The organism is Chitinophaga varians (genome assembly GCF_014529945.1).
GTDB lineage: Bacteria > Bacteroidota > Bacteroidia > Chitinophagales > Chitinophagaceae > Chitinophaga > Chitinophaga varians.
In genome coordinates this window covers 488,725-505,749 of record NZ_JACVFB010000006.1, presented here as the reverse complement: position 1 = coordinate 505,749, position 17,025 = coordinate 488,725, and the positions used below count along the sequence as shown (strand labels likewise).

Here is a 17,025-nt window from a genome sequence, read left to right as displayed (position 1 = left end):
AAGATATTTAGTTGTTAAACTTACCATTCATGCCTGCCGGCAGATGTAAGGCGGCGGCCCCCAGAATATTGCTGCCTGGCAGCGCAGAAGCTACTATTTTCAGGGAAGCAACAGCACGCTGAAAAGGGAAGCCCCGCACGGTTTCCCACATGCTTCTCGCATAAAAGGGAAATGCTGCCTTTAAAGCCCCGCCAATGACAATGCATTCCGTATCCAATACATAGAGCACCAGCTTAATGGCTTCTCCCAGATGCCTGCCAAAATCTTCATACATATAGCCCGCTTCAAGGTCCCCTTCCAGGGCCCTTCTGTAAACTACTTCTCCTGTTGTCTGATACTCCTGTTCAAAAAAACGGCCACTGACATAGTACTCTATATTTTTACCGAGATAACTGATCATGCCGAATTCCCCGGCCCCGCCCCGTTTTCCGGTCAACAACTTTCCGTTGTTGATGATTCCCGCTCCCAGTCCCGTTCCTATCGTCAGCCCGACAACAGACTTGTAAGACTGCGCGGCGCCGAAATGAAATTCTCCCATGGCAAAACAATTGGCATCGTTCTCTATTTTCACCGGTAGCTGATACCGTTGTTCCAATATGCTCCGAAGGTCCGTTTCATTGATAGCCGGAATATTCACCACATCATGTAATATTCTGCTGACAGGATCTACCAGCCCCGGCACGCCTATGCCGATGGCCTTCACATCGCGGTGAATGATTTTATCTGTTATCCCAAAAATTTGTTCCATCACTTCATCGCGGGTACCATCGGCCTTCAGCAGCTGCGAAAGAACCGGTTGAAGGACGCCATCCCTTACAATACCGGCGCGTAAATTGGTGCCGCCGAGGTCAATTCCTATTATCTCCATGTACATCCTTGTTTGACAAACCGGAAGCGGCATCTTCATCTAAAAAAATGGTCACCGACGGATGACGCAGCAGCAGGCTCGCCGGCAGCTCATTGGTAGCAGGTTCTTCCAGCATCTTCCGCACAATCCTGGATTTGTGCTTACCACTCACCATCAAAATGATATGCCTGCTTTCCAGCAGGGTGCCCAGCCCCAGGGTGATGCCTTCTTCCAGCTCCAGCTGTTGCGTAAAATATTTCTGTCCCACCAGCTTGGTCACAGGATGCAGTGCTACCACCTGCGCCCTGCCATCTGCCACACATCCGGGTTCATTCATGGCGATATGCCCGTTCATGCCCAACCCGAGGATAGCCACGTCAATACCGTTCCGTTTCCGGATAAACAGCTCTGCCTCGTCGCATTCTTTCGGCAGACCGGCGGCACGACCATCAAAAAAACAAATGCGCTCCCCGGCCACCTGCAGCGGATGAAACAGCGTTTTGTCGATAAAGTACCGACAACTCCCTTCGTCATTGCCGTTGAGGCCCACCCATTCGTCCAGGCCCACAAAGCTCCAGGTGTCCATCTCCGCTTTCCGTACCTGATATCTTGCCGACAATGCTTTGTATAAGCCGGCCGGCGTGTCGCCGGAAGCAGGACAGAGCAATGGTGTCTCATAGCCGGACATCAGCAGCAATACCCTTTCAGCGGCCTTCGCTGAAAGGGCCTCATACGTAGGATAGATCCTTATTTCCATGATTTTATTTTTTTAAGGTCGGGAAGGTTTCAGCCATAAGTCGATAGGCTTCTCCACCCGCTGATCAAATGGCAGCATGATCTTTTTGCCTTCGCCGGCAGAGGCGTACGCTGCATAGATAATTTCCAGCACGGCCCGGCCGTCTTTCCCCGTCACCAGTGGCTCACGGTCATGTTGCACACATTCAATAAAATGTTTCAGTTCCTGGGGATATCCCTGGTTAAAAGCTTCTTCAAATATGCAGAAGCTCCAGCCTACCGTTGTATCTGTTTTTTCCATGGCATAGCCATAACCGTTGCGGCTATACGCCAGAACAGAATTGCCCACAAACAAATCAGCATAGGCCACGCCGCCTGTGCCGTAAATTTCACTGCGATCGTCCATACCGCCATGTTTGGCCCAGGAGTTCTCCACCACGCCGGTGACGCCGTTTTCGAATTCTATGATCACCACGGAATTGTCTTCCCCTTTTGTTCTTTCTTTGTGCAGCACTGTTTTCATAGACGCCATCACGCTCACCGCTTTACTGTTTTTCAGCATCCATCTGAACCAGGCGATGCCATGACATCCCATATCCATCAGTACGCCGCCACCGGATTGGTTGACATCATAAAACCAGTCGGAGTGCGGACCCGAATGTTTCTCCGACTGTTTTAACATATAGATCTCCCCTACCGCGCCTTCTGCTACCAGGGCCCGCGCGCGTTCATATTTCGGCGCGAAACATAGTTCTTCCGCATACATCAGTTTCACATTGGCCTTCTCGCAGGCAGCAATCATTTCATCGGCTTCTTCCAGCGTCACGGCCAGCGGTTTTTCGATAATAATATGTTTACCTGCGGCGGCGGCTTTCAGTGTCGCCTCCCGGTGCAAAAAGTTAGGTAGACAGATATCCACTACATCTACATCTGTATTTTTGAGCAGCTCATCGATCGACGAAAAATGTTGTGCAATATGGTGTTTAGCGGCAAAGGCCCGGGCTTTTTCTTCGCTACGTGTAAAAACCGCTACTATCTCCGCTTCCGGAACAAACCGTGAATAACTTTCCATGTGGATGTCTGCAATAAATCCTGCGCCCAATATGGCTACTTTAACCCGCTTCATACTTTAACATTTAAAAGGTCCATTAAAAAATATAGTCAATAACCTCCGTGGTTATTCTATCCGGTCGTACATTCTGACATAGTCTACCTGCATGGCAGCGGGGAACACGGTTTCATCCACCCCTTCCTTTCCGCCCCAGTTGCCGCCAACGGCGACATTCAGCAGTAAAAAGAACCGCTTGTCAAACGGCCATCCTTCATGACCTTTGTGTTCGTTGGCCACCTGGTAATACACTTGCCCGTCGAGCAGGAAAGTGATATGGTCCGGCGTCCATTCCACGGCATACACGTGAAACTTATCATAAGGATTTTTAATAAAAATGCCTTTTGTTTTCTGTGTGCCGATGATATGATTATACGTTTTGCTGTGCAGGCTTCCGAAGATGCTGTCCTTCATGTATCCTACATGCTCCATCACATCGATCTCTCCGCTTTCCGGCCAGCCACCGTATTCATTATCCGTCGACAACATCCAGATGGCAGGCCAGAGCCCTCTGCCTTTGGGCAGTTTAGCTTTCACTTCCAGCTTCCCGTATTTCCAGTCACCTTTGTTTTTGGTGATCATCCTCGCCGACGTATAATGATGATCCCCTGTGCCGGTGTTTCTGGCGGTAATGTACAGGTTGCCATTCTCCACCTTAGCGTTATGGGTGTCTGCGGCGGTATAATACTGTAGCTCATTATTCCCCCAGCCCGACTTACCGGTTTGATATCCCCATTTTGTGCTGTCCGGCAGCCCGGTGTAATTAAACTCATCACTCCAGGCCAGCTTCCATTTCTTATGACGTTGAATCGACTGTGCCTGTGTCGTAGCCATATAGCAGCATCCGGCCGCTATCACCAAAAGATAATAAATACTTTTTTTCATCTGCTTAAATATCTGTCTAAATTATTTGAGTCTTGGGTTTACATCTTCCTGCGCCTGCGGAATGGGAATATATTCACTCTGCCCTTTTATAAAGCCGGGAAGCACTGTTGCCGCCTGATCTGTTCTCACCAGGTCATTAAATCTTTCTCCCCACCATTCGCAAATCAACTCTGCATGACGCTCATCCAGCAATTGCTGCAAGGTTACGTTCGCAATAGCCGCCAGTTTCACGCGGTTCCTAACCTGGTTCACTTCCGCGTCCCCGCTTTGTCCTTTGCGGATCTTGGCTTCCGCATTCATGAGCAGCACTTCCGCATACCGCATGATACGGACATTATTGTTCGCGCCGTAATAATCGATCCTGTCGGGCGTCATTTGTGACCGGGGTGAATAGGCTTTCCCGTTGAAGTATTTCTTCCGTGAGGCATTGCCGGAGATGGTGTCTCCATCGGGCGTCACGGAATAGGTAGCCGGATCGCCATTAATGCCGCAATACTGGATCGTTGTCTTCAAACGGATGCTGTCGTTGCGTGCGGTCAGAAAATCTACTGCCTTTTGCGAGGGCACCATCCAGCCCGGGCCGGTGATCACAGGGCTGTAGGTATTCTCAGGGCCCTGGAAGAAAAAGAAGTTACCCCATTCTTCACCGGGGCCGCCGGAGATCACGATATCGCCGGTAGACTTTCCAAAATCAGAGTATTGCAGTTCCAGAATAGCTTCATCACATAACTTACCGGGCTTTTTAAACAATTGATAATAATCGGCAAACAGAGAGAATTTACCACTGTTGACAATCTGGTTGGTGCAGTCCAGCACCACGTCCCAATAAGGGCTGCCATTGTTATTACCGGCCAGGTCCATTGCGGCCTTTGCCTTTAACATCAGGGCGGTATATTTGGTAACGGCGCCGATATGGGTGGCTGCATTGGGACGGGCATCTTCCAGGTTCGCAATACAGAAATCCATTTCGGAGATAACATGCTTTTTCACCTCTTCCACGCTGCTTTTGGTAACGCCGCCCAGGTTGGCCGGATCGTTACTTTCTATGCCAAGAATAGGCACCGGGCCATAGTTCCTGCAAAGCCAGAAATGGGCCAGCGCCCTGTAAAAGCGGACTTCCGCCTGATACTTCGCCAGCAGTTTGTTTTTCTCCGCATCGTTGGCCGGGATGTTCTTTCCAAATTTATCCAGTTCGGCCAGGGCGCTGTTGGCTCCCAATACCACCGAATACATGCTGATCCACATGTCGTTGATGCCCCAGTAACTTTTTACGGTCACATCATTCTGAAAATTATGGATGGCGTTCTGTCCGGCGTCGTCATTCCCCGGTACCACATCATCGCTGTGCACCGACCGGATAGCAACGCTGATCCATTTCCCAAAAGTGCCGCTGGCGGCTGTTCTGTACACACCGGAAACGGGCTGGTACATCAGCGACAGGTCCGTATAGTCGATGGTGGTAGCCTGCGGCTGATTTTCCAATGGGCGGTCCAAAAACTTGGAACAACCGGAAGATAAAAGTATTATCAGAAATAAAATAGATATATAGCTTTTCATGATTTCTTTTTTGTTTGCTGTTGCGGGAAACATTTTCGTATATCCGTTCAGGAGATATCGCTAGAAAGTAGCCCTGACACCTAAACTGTAGGTGGAAGAAACCGGATAAACGTTGGCATCATAACCGGAAACCGGGTAACCACCGCCTGTATTGGTACCCACTTCAGGCGTAAAGCCATTGTACCGGGTGAATAAAAATGGCCGGTCAGCAGTGGCAAATACTCTCATACCAATAGGAGATTTTTTACCTACATTAAAATTATAACCCAGCTGAATATTCTGTATACGCAGATAAGCGCCGCTCTCTACGAAAAAGGAATTGCTGACTTTAAACCAGCCCTGTCCCAGTGCATAGGCAGAAGGGTACGCATTGGTAGAACCGGGGCCTGTCCACAGACTGCTGGCAAATTTTTCGTCCAGGTTCAGCGAAGTGGACGCCTTGTACAGCCGTCCCCTGTTGAGGTTGAATATTTTGTTTCCCGAAACACCCTGGAAGGCGATGCTGAAATCGAATTGTTTATAGGTAAGACCGATGTTGAAACCATAGGTGATTTTAGGAAGATAGCTTCCCATATTGATACGGTCTTTATCATCCAGCACGCCGTCGCCGTTCTGGTCTTTATATTTAGGGAAGCCGGGCACAATAGGTGAGGAGGATGTCTGATTATAATGGACGGCTACAGGGTCACTGTTAATCTCCTGTTGTGTTTGGTACACACCGGTAAATTCATACCCATAGAAATAGTTGATGGGCTCTCCTACCAATATACGATTGGGGAATTCCGCGGTCCACTCCGGGAAACCGCTGGTGGAGCTGGGGAGCGTTCCTAAATTGGTGACTTTGTTTTTCAGGGTCGACAGATTGGCGCCAATCGAATAGCCTACCTGGCCTATTTTGTCATTCCAGTTCAGGGCAATGTCCCAGCCACTGTTCTGCATATCAGCCCAGTTGCCATAAATAGTGGTATACGTGAAGGGGAACGGGCGATAGAAAGCGGCCCTGGTAGTTTTTCTGTTGTAATAATCAACGGAGCCTTTTAATTTACCTTTGAACATCTCAAAATCAACACCGCCGTCCCACTCGGTCACTACTTCCCAGCTGATGTCTGTAAAGAACCGGTTCACGGAGTAGCCCGGCACATATTCTCCATTGGCGCCGGCGGTGCTGCCAAATACAGCGGAGGTGCTGTTACCCGTTTTTACGATGGCATATCCTGCGTTGGCATTTACGCCGTCATTGCCCAGCTGTCCCCAGCTGCCCCTGAGTTTCAGGAAGTCGAAGATGCGCTGGTTTTTCATAAAGGCTTCTTTGCTCAGCACCCATCCCAGGCCCACAGAGGGGAAATACCCCCATTTGGTCTGGTACTTGGAGCTGCCGTCTGCACGGAAGGTGGCCGTCAGCAGGTATTTATTATCAAAATCGTAGGTGGCGCGGGTAAAATAGGAAAGCCCTGCATTGCGCGTGCCGTTTTCTCCGTAGTAGGCGGCGTTGGGCGTACCCTGACCGGTATACCAGGACTCTTCCACGTTAGGAACATTATCCGCTTCCGTCCGTGTCTGACGCCAGCGCTCCTCCCTGGTGGACTGCCCCAGTAATATGCTCCAATGATGTGCGCCTTTACCGTCTCTGTAGGTCAGCAGGTTGTCCAATATATAATTGGTCGTCCGTTCCTGAATGGATGTCAGATGAGACACCGTAGACCCGGCGCCGGGCCCGGCATTCATCTGAGGCCGGTATTTTGTTCCCAGCAACGAACCATATATCTGGCTCAACTGTGACCGGAAAGTGATTTTATTTTCCCAGAAACCGGCTTCGGCATACAAGGTGGGCAGGATCTGGAATGCTTTTGACCGGTCATAATTATAATAGGCGGAGGCCATCGGGTTTTTATCATCCGATCTTCCGATCACGGAAGGCGCCGTGAATTTCACCGGGAAGGCATTGACATTGGTACTGTCGTACACCGGGAACAGCGGGGAAGCGGTGTAAGCATCCAGAAATGCGGAGTTGTTAGGACTGAAAGTAACGGAATTGTTGAAAATGGCAGAGAAGCCCACTTTCAGCCACGGGAACGCCCGGGCTTCCAGTTGCAGCCGTCCGTTGTATCTTTTAAAGTTGTTCAGCGCGTTCAGGATACCATCCTGATAAGTATAGTTCAGTCCCATGGAGTAGGTTACTTTGTCACTCCCTCCCTGCACGTCAATGCCATGGTTGGTCAGCAGCGCGCTTTTCCTCAATATCACGTCGTACCAGTCGGTGCTGGTAGTGGGGTTCAGGCCACTGCCCCCGTATTTCCGGGAAGACAACAGCACCGTGCCGGTATCGGCGACAGACCCTCTTTGCAGGGAAAACGCCGTGTATTGCTGACCGTTAGCCATTTTCAGCACGTGTGTTGGTTTCTGCACCCCCACGTAGCCATTGTAGGTCACGCGGGTCTTCATATTGGTCTTTCCCTTTTTGGTGGTGATCAATACCACCCCATTGGCTGCACGTACACCGTAAATAGCCGCTCCGGAGGCGTCTTTGAGAATGGACATGTCAGCAATATCATTGGGATTCAGAAAGCTGATATCGTTGACGAACATACCATCCACCACATATAATGGATTTTCATTATTAAATGATCCTACGCCTCTGATGCGGACATTCGGGGAACTGCCCGGCGCGCCGCTGGTGACTACCTGCACACCGGGAACGCTGCCCTGCAACGCCTCCATGGGAGAAGCGGTGGTCCGCTTCAGCATATTTTCTGTATTCACGGTGCTGATCGGAGCGGTGAGGTCGGCCTTCTTCTGGGTACCATACCCTACCACCACCACTTCTTCCAGCCCGGTACTCGAAGACTCCAGCTGAATATTCACCGTGCTGCCGGTAATGGCAACCACCTTCCTTTTAAATCCTACCATCGACACCACGATGGAGTCTGCGCCGGCAGGCACGGAAAGGGTAAAAGCCCCTGCTTCATTTGTAGAGGTACCGATAACCGTACCTTTTACACCTATGGAAGCTCCAATGACAGGTGCATTTTTGTCATCTGTCACAGTACCTTTTACAATTTTGTTTTGAGCATAGGTGGTAAAATGGGCGATCATCGAAAGCAAAAAGGGGAGAAAAATTCTGAAGAACTTTTTTTTCATACGCAAAATTTAGTTTTTGGCTTATTCCTGAAAGTGGATCGTGGAAAAACAAAAGTAGGTCAGCTTGTCAGAAAATGTGAAGAAAACGCTACTTCATTACTACGTCTTATCCGGTAATTCTCTATTTTTATGACCGGAGACACTACTACAATACTACTACATCCACGTGAGGAGCCTGAGCCATGAATAAGATCCTGCTTAACATCCTGCTTTTCTTTGGGCTATTGTCAACATGCTGCCATGCTGCGCACGCGCAAAGCGGAACCGGCATTCCGGCTGTAGTCAACTACACCAAATTTGATTATCACGGAGGCAGCCAGAACTGGGACATAGGGCAGGACAAACAACGGATCATGTATTTTGCCAACAACGAGGGGCTGCTAAGTTTCGACGGCAGTCACTGGAAATTATATCCGTTGCCCAACAACACCGTTGCCTGGTCTCTCGCGCTCAGCGATGACGGGAAAATCTTTGTCGGAGGACAAGACGAAATAGGATATTTTTCTCCGGGAGCGAATGGCATATTGACATATACCTCTCTAAAAGACAAAATCCCGGAACAGCATACCAGGTTCGCCGATGTATGGCATATCGCCATCATGGGCAACAGGATCTTTTTCCAGGCCGATGATCGCATCTTTGAATATAATGGCCACTCGGTCCGTGTACACCCATCCGGCTCCCAATGGCTGTTCATGGCCCGGGCCGGGGAACAGCTATATGCATCAGACCGCGTTGCCGGACTACTACAACTAAACGAAAATCTGTGGACACCGCTGCGGGAAGGAAAAAAACTGGCAGGCGTGCTCATTGCCGGCATGATCCCCATGGGAAATGACAGTGTCTTCGTTGTCACGAGAACCAACGGCATCTTTTTATTACACGACGGTATCATCTCCCCGCAAAAAAATAACGGGCAAAATAATCTATACATCAATGCTACCACCAAAATAAGCGATACCGAATTTGCCGTGGCCACTTCCGCCAACGGATGCCTGGTATTTAACATACAAAAGAATGAATGGCAGAGCTTTTCTGATGGCCAGGGACTGCAAAATAACAATGCGCTGAGCATTTTTGCGGATGCCAACCGTAACCTCTGGACAGGATTAAACAGCGGCATCAGTTATATCAACTACAACTCCGCCATCAGGTACCTTCAGATTGGCAAAGCCAATAATCTGCCCGCCTATTCCACACAAATCTTCCACAACCGGCTGTATGTCGGCACTTCCAACGGCTTATACAGTGCCCCTTTATCCGACAATAATACCGTCCACGTAACAAAAGATGATTTCTCCCTCGTCAACAACACCGAAAACCGCGAGGCCTGGAACCTTCATGAGGTCAATGGACATCTGCTGCTCGGCAACGATATCGGAACTTATGATATACAGGGCGCCGACGCACGCCTGGTCTCCGGCGGTACCGGCAGCTGGTATTTTCTGCCTCTGTCGTCCGTGTATCCGGCACAAGATGTCATCGTAGGCACTTATAACGGACTGAAACGACTTCGGTATGAAAACAACCAGTTTAAGGACGAAGGGAAAATAGACGGCCTGTATGACTCCTATCGCTTCATGGCCCTGGATAATAATGGAGACATCTGGGCATCGCATCCTTATCGTGGTATTTATCGCTTCCACTTATCACAAGACAAGAAAAAATACGCCTCGCAGCTATATACCCCGCACGACGGGCTTCCCTCCGCGTTAAATAACTTTGTCTTCAAAATAAAAAATCAGATTCTCTTCGCCACCGCCAGGGGACTGTATGAATTTAATCCTCAGACAAACCGGTTCTCCCCTTCCGGGTTTCTTTCTTCCGTCTTTGGCAGCATGAAAATATTGTACCTGACAGAAGACAGAGAAGGCAACATCTGGTTTTGCAACGAAAAGGGAACCGGCGTGATACACTTCTTTCCCGCCGATGCTATCAGCAATCCCAGCGTCACGTACTTCCCGGAACTGGCCGGACAGCTCCTGTCGAAGTTCGAAAACATATATCCCTATAGCCGGGAAAACGTATTTATCGGCGCTGAAAAAGGGTTAATACATCTTGACTACAAAAGATATGCGGCCGCCAAACCCAATGTAACCGTCCGGCTGGGCATGATAAAGTACACGGGTAAAGCCGACAGCACCATCTTTGGCGGCTATCAGCACACGCGCAACGGAGAGGTCCACCCGTGGCCAGCTGCTTTTAATGCCTTCCATTTTGAATACAGCTCCCCCTCCTACGAATTTCAAAAGAGCATTGAGTATAGTTACCAACTGGAAGGCTATGACAGCGACTGGTCTTCCTGGGACACCAAAACAGAAAAAGACTACACCAACCTGTCGAATGGAAAATACACCTTCAAAATCAAAGCCCGCGACAACCAGCACAATGAATCGGCAGTCGTTGCCTACAGCTTTATAATAAAAGCGCCCTGGTACAAGACCTCCTGGGCCATACTGGGTTACATCGCCCTGTTCGCCGGCCTGATATGCTTCATACAGCAACGGCAAAAGCATAAACTGCGGCTACAGCAGCAAAAATTTGAGGAAGAGCAGAAAAGACTAAAATACATCCATCACCTGGAGCTGGAGAAAAATGAAAAAGAAATCATCAAGCTTCAAAATGAAAAATTAGCACAGGAGATACTGTTGAAGAAAAAGGAATTGGCCAACACCAGTATGCACCTGATGGAAAAAGCAGATACCTTAACGAAGATAAAGGAGAAAGTGTCCCGCCTCAATACGGAGACCACCAGCAACAGCGACATCAAAAGCATCACGGACCTGATCAAAGACACCGAAAAAATCAATGCTAACTGGGAGGCATTCGCCGCCCATTTTGATGAGTTGAATGACGGTTTTTTGAATAAACTGAAAAAACAATACCCGCAGCTGACCAATACCGATCTGAAGATGTGTACCTATATTAAGCTGAATCTGACTACCAAAGAGGTTTCCCAGCTGCTCAACATCACGGTGCGGGGAGTGGAAGTAAGCCGGTATAGGATCAGAAAAAAGATCGGCCTGCAAACGGAGCAGTCGTTAAGTACTTTCTTAAACCAGATTTAGCAGATGATGGCCGGCAGTTCACAACTGCTGCCGGCCACCTGTTATTATTGCACCACTACACCACCAGGGTTGTAGTAATGATTCAATATCCAACGATAGTCTTTATCACTGGCCCAGAAGCTGGAACCCCACTGGCACATGCCCCGGCCATGGCCGTTAGTGGCCCGTCCGGCACAGCGGGCGTCAGAGATACAGGGCCATGAGCTGCCGGTACCACTGAAGCCGTCACCACAACCGGCATTGTTATTTTCAGCAGAATACTCTGACCTGAAAATGGCGCCGTTCTGTGACAGATAGACACCTGCCGTGGCACTGGCAGCATTGATACAGGACGCAGCGGTCTGACTACCCCATACCTGTGAACAGGTAGTACTGGAGATATCATAATTGCTCCTGATCGGATGCAGCACATGCCACGCGCCATAAGAGCGGTACGCCACCGCACCAGCCTGCAGAGAAGCGGCTTTCCAGCTGGAAATCCATTCGTTGTCAAGCCCTGATCCGGTATAGGATTCCAGGCTCATGACCTGCACGGAACTACAGGTAAGGCAGGAACAATTAAGTCCTACGCGGATACTGGCGGGCAAGGCCAGTGCGGCGGCCTTACCAGAGGCGACCACGCTGCGTTCTGCCGCTACGGCTGCTGCCTCGCGTTGTTGGGATTCATTGGCAGTCCTGTCCAACAGTCCCTGACGCAGCTCTTCCACCTCTTCATTGACTGCTCTGCCATCGGCCGCTGCGGCGGATTTCGAAGCAACGTTGCGGAGTGCAATTTTAAACGTATAGGCGCCCGGTATGAGGTAGAAGTTTTTCAGCACGTGGGTCACAAATCCTGCTTTGCCGGCGCTGAGGGTGATATTGGCAGGTTTGACCGCCGGATCGGCGCTAAGCGGGTCAGCGGGAAAAGTGGCGCTAAAATAGCCTCTGCTGTCTGTCCTGGCGGTATGGTCGCCCAGATTCAGGGACACGTCTGCCAGGGGAGCATGTGCATCAGCATCACTCAGATATCCGCTGATGGTGATCGTATTGTCGTTTTCCGTGTTCCTCGCGGCTACGGGATTCACCTGCGGGTCCAGATGAATCTGTGCCCGGATCACGGAGTCTTCACCGGCAGAGAAATACGTTTCCAGCTGGTTGTATCCCTGCCCGTTTATCACGAAAGTAAATTTTCCGTTGGTGGCGGGGAAGGAAGCCACGCCGTTCTTTCCGGCTGTCAGGCTGCTCTCTTTTCCATCGGGGCCTTTCACGCTGATGGTAGCATCCGGGATGGCGAAACCCGTCACAACATCGGTAACGGTGAAGTCTATACGGGTAGTTTTGGCGTTGGAGGGACTGTCCGGGTTACCGGCAGCATCCTTTTTTTCGCACGAGCTGGCAACAGCGCAACCGGCGAGGGTCATCATCAGGAATTGTTTTTTCATGTATTTGGATTTTGGGTTAAAGGTTTTTCAGGATCGTGGAATCTGTGGAATCTTCGTGCTGCCCAATACTAAACATACTGAAGCTACTATTTCTTACTGCAATCGCACTTCCGGAGCGACGATGTAATAACGGAGAAAGCCGTGCCTGTAACAGGCACGGCTTTCTCCGTTATTATATGATTTCAGCGGCTGAAAATCAGTCCCAGAGCTTCTCCCCTTTTTTCATTTTTTCCAGGGTAGACTCATAATTCTTTCTCTCATCACCTTCTGCCTTGTTCATGGCTTTTTCTTCCCAGGCCAGCGCATCTGCCTTTTTACCGGCTTTATACAACAGGTTGGCATAGGTGTCCATGAAAGCAGGAATTTCCCTGTCTTTGAAAGAACGTTTGCTCCATTCCAGCGCCTCTTCTATGCATTTGGCGTCATTGCATTTTTCGAAGATGGTCCAGGCATATTCGTTCAGCGCCTGGGGATCTGCTTTGTGACCGTATTTTTTCATGTAGGCCACAATGCTGGAAACTGCGTTGTTGGCATCTTTCATAAACACATAGAACTGCACTTTGGATTTCAGCATCAGTTCTTCTGCAATGCCGGGGTATTTGGCTTTCACATCTTTTTCGATGCCAGCCCAGTCTGGTGCCGTATTGTCTTTGGTACGCAGGCGCGGATATACCTCTTCATTAGCGGCAATCGCCAGCACTTTGGCTTCCGCTTTACCGGCGCCCAGTACTTTATTCACTTTGTCGGCATGATGCAGGAACATATCAAAACCCGGATCTTTAGAGCTTTGGGTGAACCTGCTCACAAAATCGATATTAACAGGAGTATAGAGGTCTTTTTGTTGACTCAGATAGTCCTTGGCTACCGCATTGGCATTGGTCTGATCGTATTTTTCCATGGCGAGGAAAGCCAGCCTGCGCAGGAAAGCGGTATCTCTCTGGCCATTCTGGTATTTGGTCAGCTGTGGATAATACTGTTTGGATGGCTCCAGGGAAGCGGCGCACCTTTCAATGAACTGGTCTGCGTCAGCTCCACCCACCTGCCGGTCTACGATCTGACCATCCGGTCCGAATACCAGGAAGGTAGGGTACGCCCGTATGCTGTAGTCTTTTTCTATCTTTTGTGCGTCAGCATACCATTTTTTCACGTCCTCTCCGTCTTTGTCGGTTTGGTCCATCTGCACCTTTACGTTGATATATTTGGCATTCATGAAGTCACCCACTTTTTCCTGTGGGAAGATATTAGCAGACATATACTTGCAGGGGCCGCACCAGGTAGTGTAACAGTCTACAAAAATATACTTGTTCTCTGCTTTGGCTTTGGCCTTTACCTCGGCCCAGGTGCTACCGTGCTCAAAATGCATGCCTTTGTCCTGTGCTACAGCCATCATCGGCAGCCAGGAGGCTAACAAGAGTAATTTTTTCATAACTAGTTGTGTGTTGGTTTAAGATATACTCCGAATTTAAGGGAATTTCATATATGGCAGGCCGTTATCTCCCGTATTCTTATCAAGCGCAATACCTCCTTCAGAAATTATCCAGACAAAAATTGTCGCCTTTTTACACCCTCTTTTTTATTCTTTGGAACGAATTTTATACCATAGTGATGAGGCATCTTTTGTGACGCCGCATTTTATCACCACAACGTTAAACGATATGAAACCATTAGTTGTACCGGCATTTATGTTAATGCTTTTTCTCTCCTCCGCCTGTAAAAAAGATCATCAAAGCTCACCAGGAGACAACAACCCACGCACTGAACACCAGCCATCTGTCCAGTTTATCAGCATGAAAGTGAATGGCACGCTTTTCATCGACTCGCTGACCACCAAAAGTTATTTTCAAAAAACCAGTGACCAGTTCTCCATGATTGAACTAAGGGGAAATGACCCTGCTGTAGGCAAAGCGGGAAAGGATAAAAAAGCGCTCCTGTATGTCAGGATCAATTTCCCCGGACATGAGATCAAAAAAGGGGTCTATGGCGCCGTTACTACCGGCATCGACAATGCCTTTGAATGGCAAACATTCATTGATAACTGGGGACTTCAGGACATTTATCATGCGTCCGGCAACTCATCCAAACATCCGGATGCCCCCTTCCGCATTGAGATCACCCGTTATGATGCTGCTTTCATTGAAGGCACTTTCAGCGGTAGGGCTTTCGGAGGAGAAAAGAATGTGACCGGCGAAAAAGAAATCACTGAAGGCTATTTCAAAATTGCCAGAGATAGTACGGTAGTACTGAAATAATTTCATCACCGAAAGAAAAAACAACCGGTATGAACCGTGGATGACCCACCTTTCATACCGGTTATTTTTTATCGTACTATATCGGCAACACTACTCCACCAGCCCCAACGCGCTGAACATCCGGTGGTAGATCGCTTTCACTACGGCATTTTTCTTTGCGTTGTAGTCCCCTGCGTTCTCCACATCCCTGGCCGCTTCGTATTTGATGGCAGCATAACGCTCACGGTCCTCCGTATGCTCGCGCAGCCAGTTACGGAACAGGATGTGGCGTATGGCCTCCGGACAATCAGGACTGAAAACATGCAGGTTCACCCGCGGATTTTCCAGCCGGAGCACCCGGTGCTCATACCAGGTAGGCTCCCGTACTTCCAGCTGATAGCCGAGTGCTTCCAAAGCAGGAACATATAGCTCTTCCCTGGAAGAATCGGCCACCGTCACGTCCATATCAATCACCGGCTTGGCCGGAAGCTGCTCCACTGCGGTGGAGCCAACGTGCTCTATATGCAGAGCGGTGGCGCCAAGGGCTTGTTGAACAATCCCCTTCAGCTGCTCAAACAATACCGGCCATTGCGGATTATATGCTTCAATGTGAATATGTTCTTTCTTAGGCACTCCTCTTACCCAGGGCACTTCATCAGGGTCAGACTCCACCTGATGAATGATATCGTGTACAGTAAGCGAGGATGGAATGTAATACAGGTTACGGTCAACAGACATAGTCTTCTATTTTCACGCAAAATACAAATATCTCCATAGGTAAAAAGGGATGATACCGCTTTACGGCATCATCCCTTGTCAAAAAAACGTGTCGAATCCGGACTTAATTCTTTGTCAGACTTACCTCTGTATTCTGCGTGGCGCCATTCCATGTGCCTTCCAGCACAATCTTGCCGTTAGCGGCATTGGCCAGCGCTTCTATCTGCAAATTGTTTCCGGACAGGCTTACATTAAACCCTGCCGGCGCAGCAGCAATCCTCACCGTTACGTTGTTCGCAGTCCGTACGGGAATGCTGTAGGTATTGCCCGGCGTAAAAGAAAGTGTATTTTGTTTTACACCCACATAGGCGCCGGTGGGTTTGTTCAACGGATTGGCCCGCATGAATTCCCACATATAAGTAATGATGTTATTCCAGTTGATACCATGATCAGCCTCCGGGATAGAATAAAATTCGATGTTACCATTACCGTTGCCCCATTTGATCGGCAATAAGGTGTAGGTGCCTGCAACGATCGCCTGCTGGCCTTTGATGCTGTCTTTAACATAGTAGCCGCCCATCACATCGGCCCACACCCTGATATTGTCCAGCGCTGCGGCATGATTCACCGAAGCATCCTTCTGCCCGTTAAACGCCCGTACAGCGGTAGTCCGTGCGGGAGCGGTAAAATCAACCAGCTTCATCTGCCCGGAGACAGGACATGCTGCGGCAAAGACATCGTTCATCTCACGGGCCAGCACAAACGAAAAGATAGCCCCACTGGAATGGCCGCAGGTATAGATCCGGTTGGCATCTACGGAGGGCGTGGCTGCCTTGAAGAAAGCGATCATCGCTTTCACAAACGGGATATGCTTTTCGGAGAACTGCCAGTTGACAGCGCCCGGTTCTGCGGTACCGGCAGGAAATACCGCGATGATATTGGCAGTATCGGCCAGCCGGTTGAGCGGGTCCTGCTGCGTCACATTCCCGATAGGGTCTGGTGGCGTGGTGCCGGCGGTATAGGTATAACTGCCGTGGAAGTTGAACACCAGCGATATCGGTTTCTGCGGGTTCAGTGAAATAGGGAAATAGTATTTAAACTCCCTTTTTACTTTTTCGCCGGTAGGCATGGTCACGTCGAGGACCACCTTGTTGATACCGGATTTGAGCACACCATCGGGCCACTGATCAGGGCCATCGGGATTAAACAGCTGCCCGCCAGGCACCTGCTCTTTCTGCTGTGGCGCATATACGCTGGTGTCTTTTTTACAGGAAAGCAGCACGATGGCCACTGCCAGTAAACAGATATATTTTTTCATGGA

The 17,025-nt window shown here is 49.5% G+C and carries 12 protein-coding genes; 2 read left to right on the top strand and 10 right to left on the bottom strand.

All coding sequences use genetic code 11. The features are described 5' to 3' along the window. Window positions 1-7 precede the first annotated feature (7 nt). From ICL55_RS28525 to ICL55_RS28500, 6 genes are read right to left on the bottom strand one after another with little or no spacing between them, the layout of a single operon-like run. Window positions 8-868, bottom strand: a complete 861-nt coding sequence (locus ICL55_RS28525; RefSeq protein ID WP_188104069.1) for an ROK family protein — start codon at window positions 866-868, stop codon at window positions 8-10. After that, window positions 849-1,604: a glucosamine-6-phosphate deaminase gene (locus ICL55_RS28520; RefSeq protein WP_188104068.1), complete on the bottom strand. Its 756-nt coding sequence runs from the start codon at window positions 1,602-1,604 to the stop codon at window positions 849-851. The genes ICL55_RS28525 and ICL55_RS28520 overlap by 20 nt, the downstream gene beginning before the upstream one ends. A 12-nt stretch (window positions 1,605-1,616) precedes the next feature. Further along, complete coding sequence (locus ICL55_RS28515) at window positions 1,617-2,708, bottom strand: Gfo/Idh/MocA family protein (protein ID WP_188104067.1); 1,092 nt, start codon at window positions 2,706-2,708, stop codon at window positions 1,617-1,619. Window positions 2,709-2,759: 51 nt separating this feature from the next. Further along, on the bottom strand, window positions 2,760-3,575 hold the full coding sequence (locus ICL55_RS28510) for a glycoside hydrolase family 16 protein (protein WP_188104065.1): 816 nt from the start codon (window positions 3,573-3,575) through the stop codon (window positions 2,760-2,762). A 21-nt stretch (window positions 3,576-3,596) separates the two neighbouring features. Then, window positions 3,597-5,132, bottom strand: a complete 1,536-nt coding sequence (locus ICL55_RS28505; RefSeq protein WP_188104063.1) for a RagB/SusD family nutrient uptake outer membrane protein — start codon at window positions 5,130-5,132, stop codon at window positions 3,597-3,599. Window positions 5,133-5,192: 60 nt separating this feature from the next. Beyond that, window positions 5,193-8,270 (bottom strand): SusC/RagA family TonB-linked outer membrane protein, encoded by a 3,078-nt coding sequence (locus ICL55_RS28500; protein WP_188104061.1) that lies wholly within the window; start codon window positions 8,268-8,270, stop codon window positions 5,193-5,195. 182 nt (window positions 8,271-8,452) lie between these two features. On the opposite strand from ICL55_RS28500, the gene ICL55_RS28495 reads away from it, so the two are divergent. Beyond that, window positions 8,453-11,338 carry a ligand-binding sensor domain-containing protein gene (locus ICL55_RS28495; protein ID WP_188104059.1) on the top strand — a complete coding sequence of 962 codons (2,886 nt, stop codon included), beginning with the start codon at window positions 8,453-8,455 and terminating at the stop codon, window positions 11,336-11,338. Between the two features lie 44 nt (window positions 11,339-11,382). Here the strand turns inward: ICL55_RS28495 and ICL55_RS28490 are convergent, their stop codons facing one another. Together ICL55_RS28490 and ICL55_RS28485 are read right to left on the bottom strand one after the other, a co-directional pair. Continuing rightward, entirely contained in the window at window positions 11,383-12,759 is a 1,377-nt protein-coding gene (locus tag ICL55_RS28490; RefSeq protein WP_188104057.1) for a SpoIID/LytB domain-containing protein, read from the bottom strand. Between the two features lie 196 nt (window positions 12,760-12,955). Then, window positions 12,956-14,185: a thioredoxin family protein gene (locus tag ICL55_RS28485; protein WP_188104055.1), complete on the bottom strand. Its 1,230-nt coding sequence runs from the start codon at window positions 14,183-14,185 to the stop codon at window positions 12,956-12,958. 229 nt (window positions 14,186-14,414) lie between these two features. Here ICL55_RS28485 and ICL55_RS28480 point away from each other — a divergent pair, with 229 nt between their 5' ends. Continuing rightward, on the top strand, window positions 14,415-15,008 hold the full coding sequence (locus ICL55_RS28480; protein ID WP_188104053.1) for a hypothetical protein: 594 nt from the start codon (window positions 14,415-14,417) through the stop codon (window positions 15,006-15,008). Window positions 15,009-15,098: 90 nt separating this feature from the next. Here ICL55_RS28480 and ICL55_RS28475 read toward each other — a convergent pair whose 3' ends face one another. Both ICL55_RS28475 and ICL55_RS28470 read right to left on the bottom strand, forming a co-directional pair. After that, window positions 15,099-15,725 (bottom strand): GrpB family protein, encoded by a 627-nt coding sequence (locus ICL55_RS28475; RefSeq protein WP_188104050.1) that lies wholly within the window; start codon window positions 15,723-15,725, stop codon window positions 15,099-15,101. Between the two features lie 103 nt (window positions 15,726-15,828). Further along, window positions 15,829-17,022, bottom strand: coding sequence for a CE1 family esterase (locus tag ICL55_RS28470; protein WP_188104048.1), 1,194 nt, complete (start codon window positions 17,020-17,022; stop codon window positions 15,829-15,831). Window positions 17,023-17,025: the final 3 nt, after the last annotated feature.

Coding starts and splice junctions, on each gene's coding strand:
- ICL55_RS28520 (WP_188104068.1), bottom strand. CDS start 1,604: ATGGAAATAAGGATCTATCCTACGTATGAGGCCCTTTCAGCGAAGGCC.
- ICL55_RS28525 (WP_188104069.1), bottom strand. CDS start 868: ATGGAGATAATAGGAATTGACCTCGGCGGCACCAATTTACGCGCCGGT.
- ICL55_RS28470 (WP_188104048.1), bottom strand. CDS start 17,022: ATGAAAAAATATATCTGTTTACTGGCAGTGGCCATCGTGCTGCTTTCC.
- ICL55_RS28505 (WP_188104063.1), bottom strand. CDS start 5,132: ATGAAAAGCTATATATCTATTTTATTTCTGATAATACTTTTATCTTCC.
- ICL55_RS28495 (WP_188104059.1), top strand. CDS start 8,453: ATGAATAAGATCCTGCTTAACATCCTGCTTTTCTTTGGGCTATTGTCA.
- ICL55_RS28510 (WP_188104065.1), bottom strand. CDS start 3,575: ATGAAAAAAAGTATTTATTATCTTTTGGTGATAGCGGCCGGATGCTGC.
- ICL55_RS28515 (WP_188104067.1), bottom strand. CDS start 2,708: ATGAAGCGGGTTAAAGTAGCCATATTGGGCGCAGGATTTATTGCAGAC.
- ICL55_RS28485 (WP_188104055.1), bottom strand. CDS start 14,185: ATGAAAAAATTACTCTTGTTAGCCTCCTGGCTGCCGATGATGGCTGTA.
- ICL55_RS28480 (WP_188104053.1), top strand. CDS start 14,415: ATGAAACCATTAGTTGTACCGGCATTTATGTTAATGCTTTTTCTCTCC.
- ICL55_RS28475 (WP_188104050.1), bottom strand. CDS start 15,725: ATGTCTGTTGACCGTAACCTGTATTACATTCCATCCTCGCTTACTGTA.
- ICL55_RS28500 (WP_188104061.1), bottom strand. CDS start 8,270: ATGAAAAAAAAGTTCTTCAGAATTTTTCTCCCCTTTTTGCTTTCGATG.
- ICL55_RS28490 (WP_188104057.1), bottom strand. CDS start 12,759: ATGAAAAAACAATTCCTGATGATGACCCTCGCCGGTTGCGCTGTTGCC.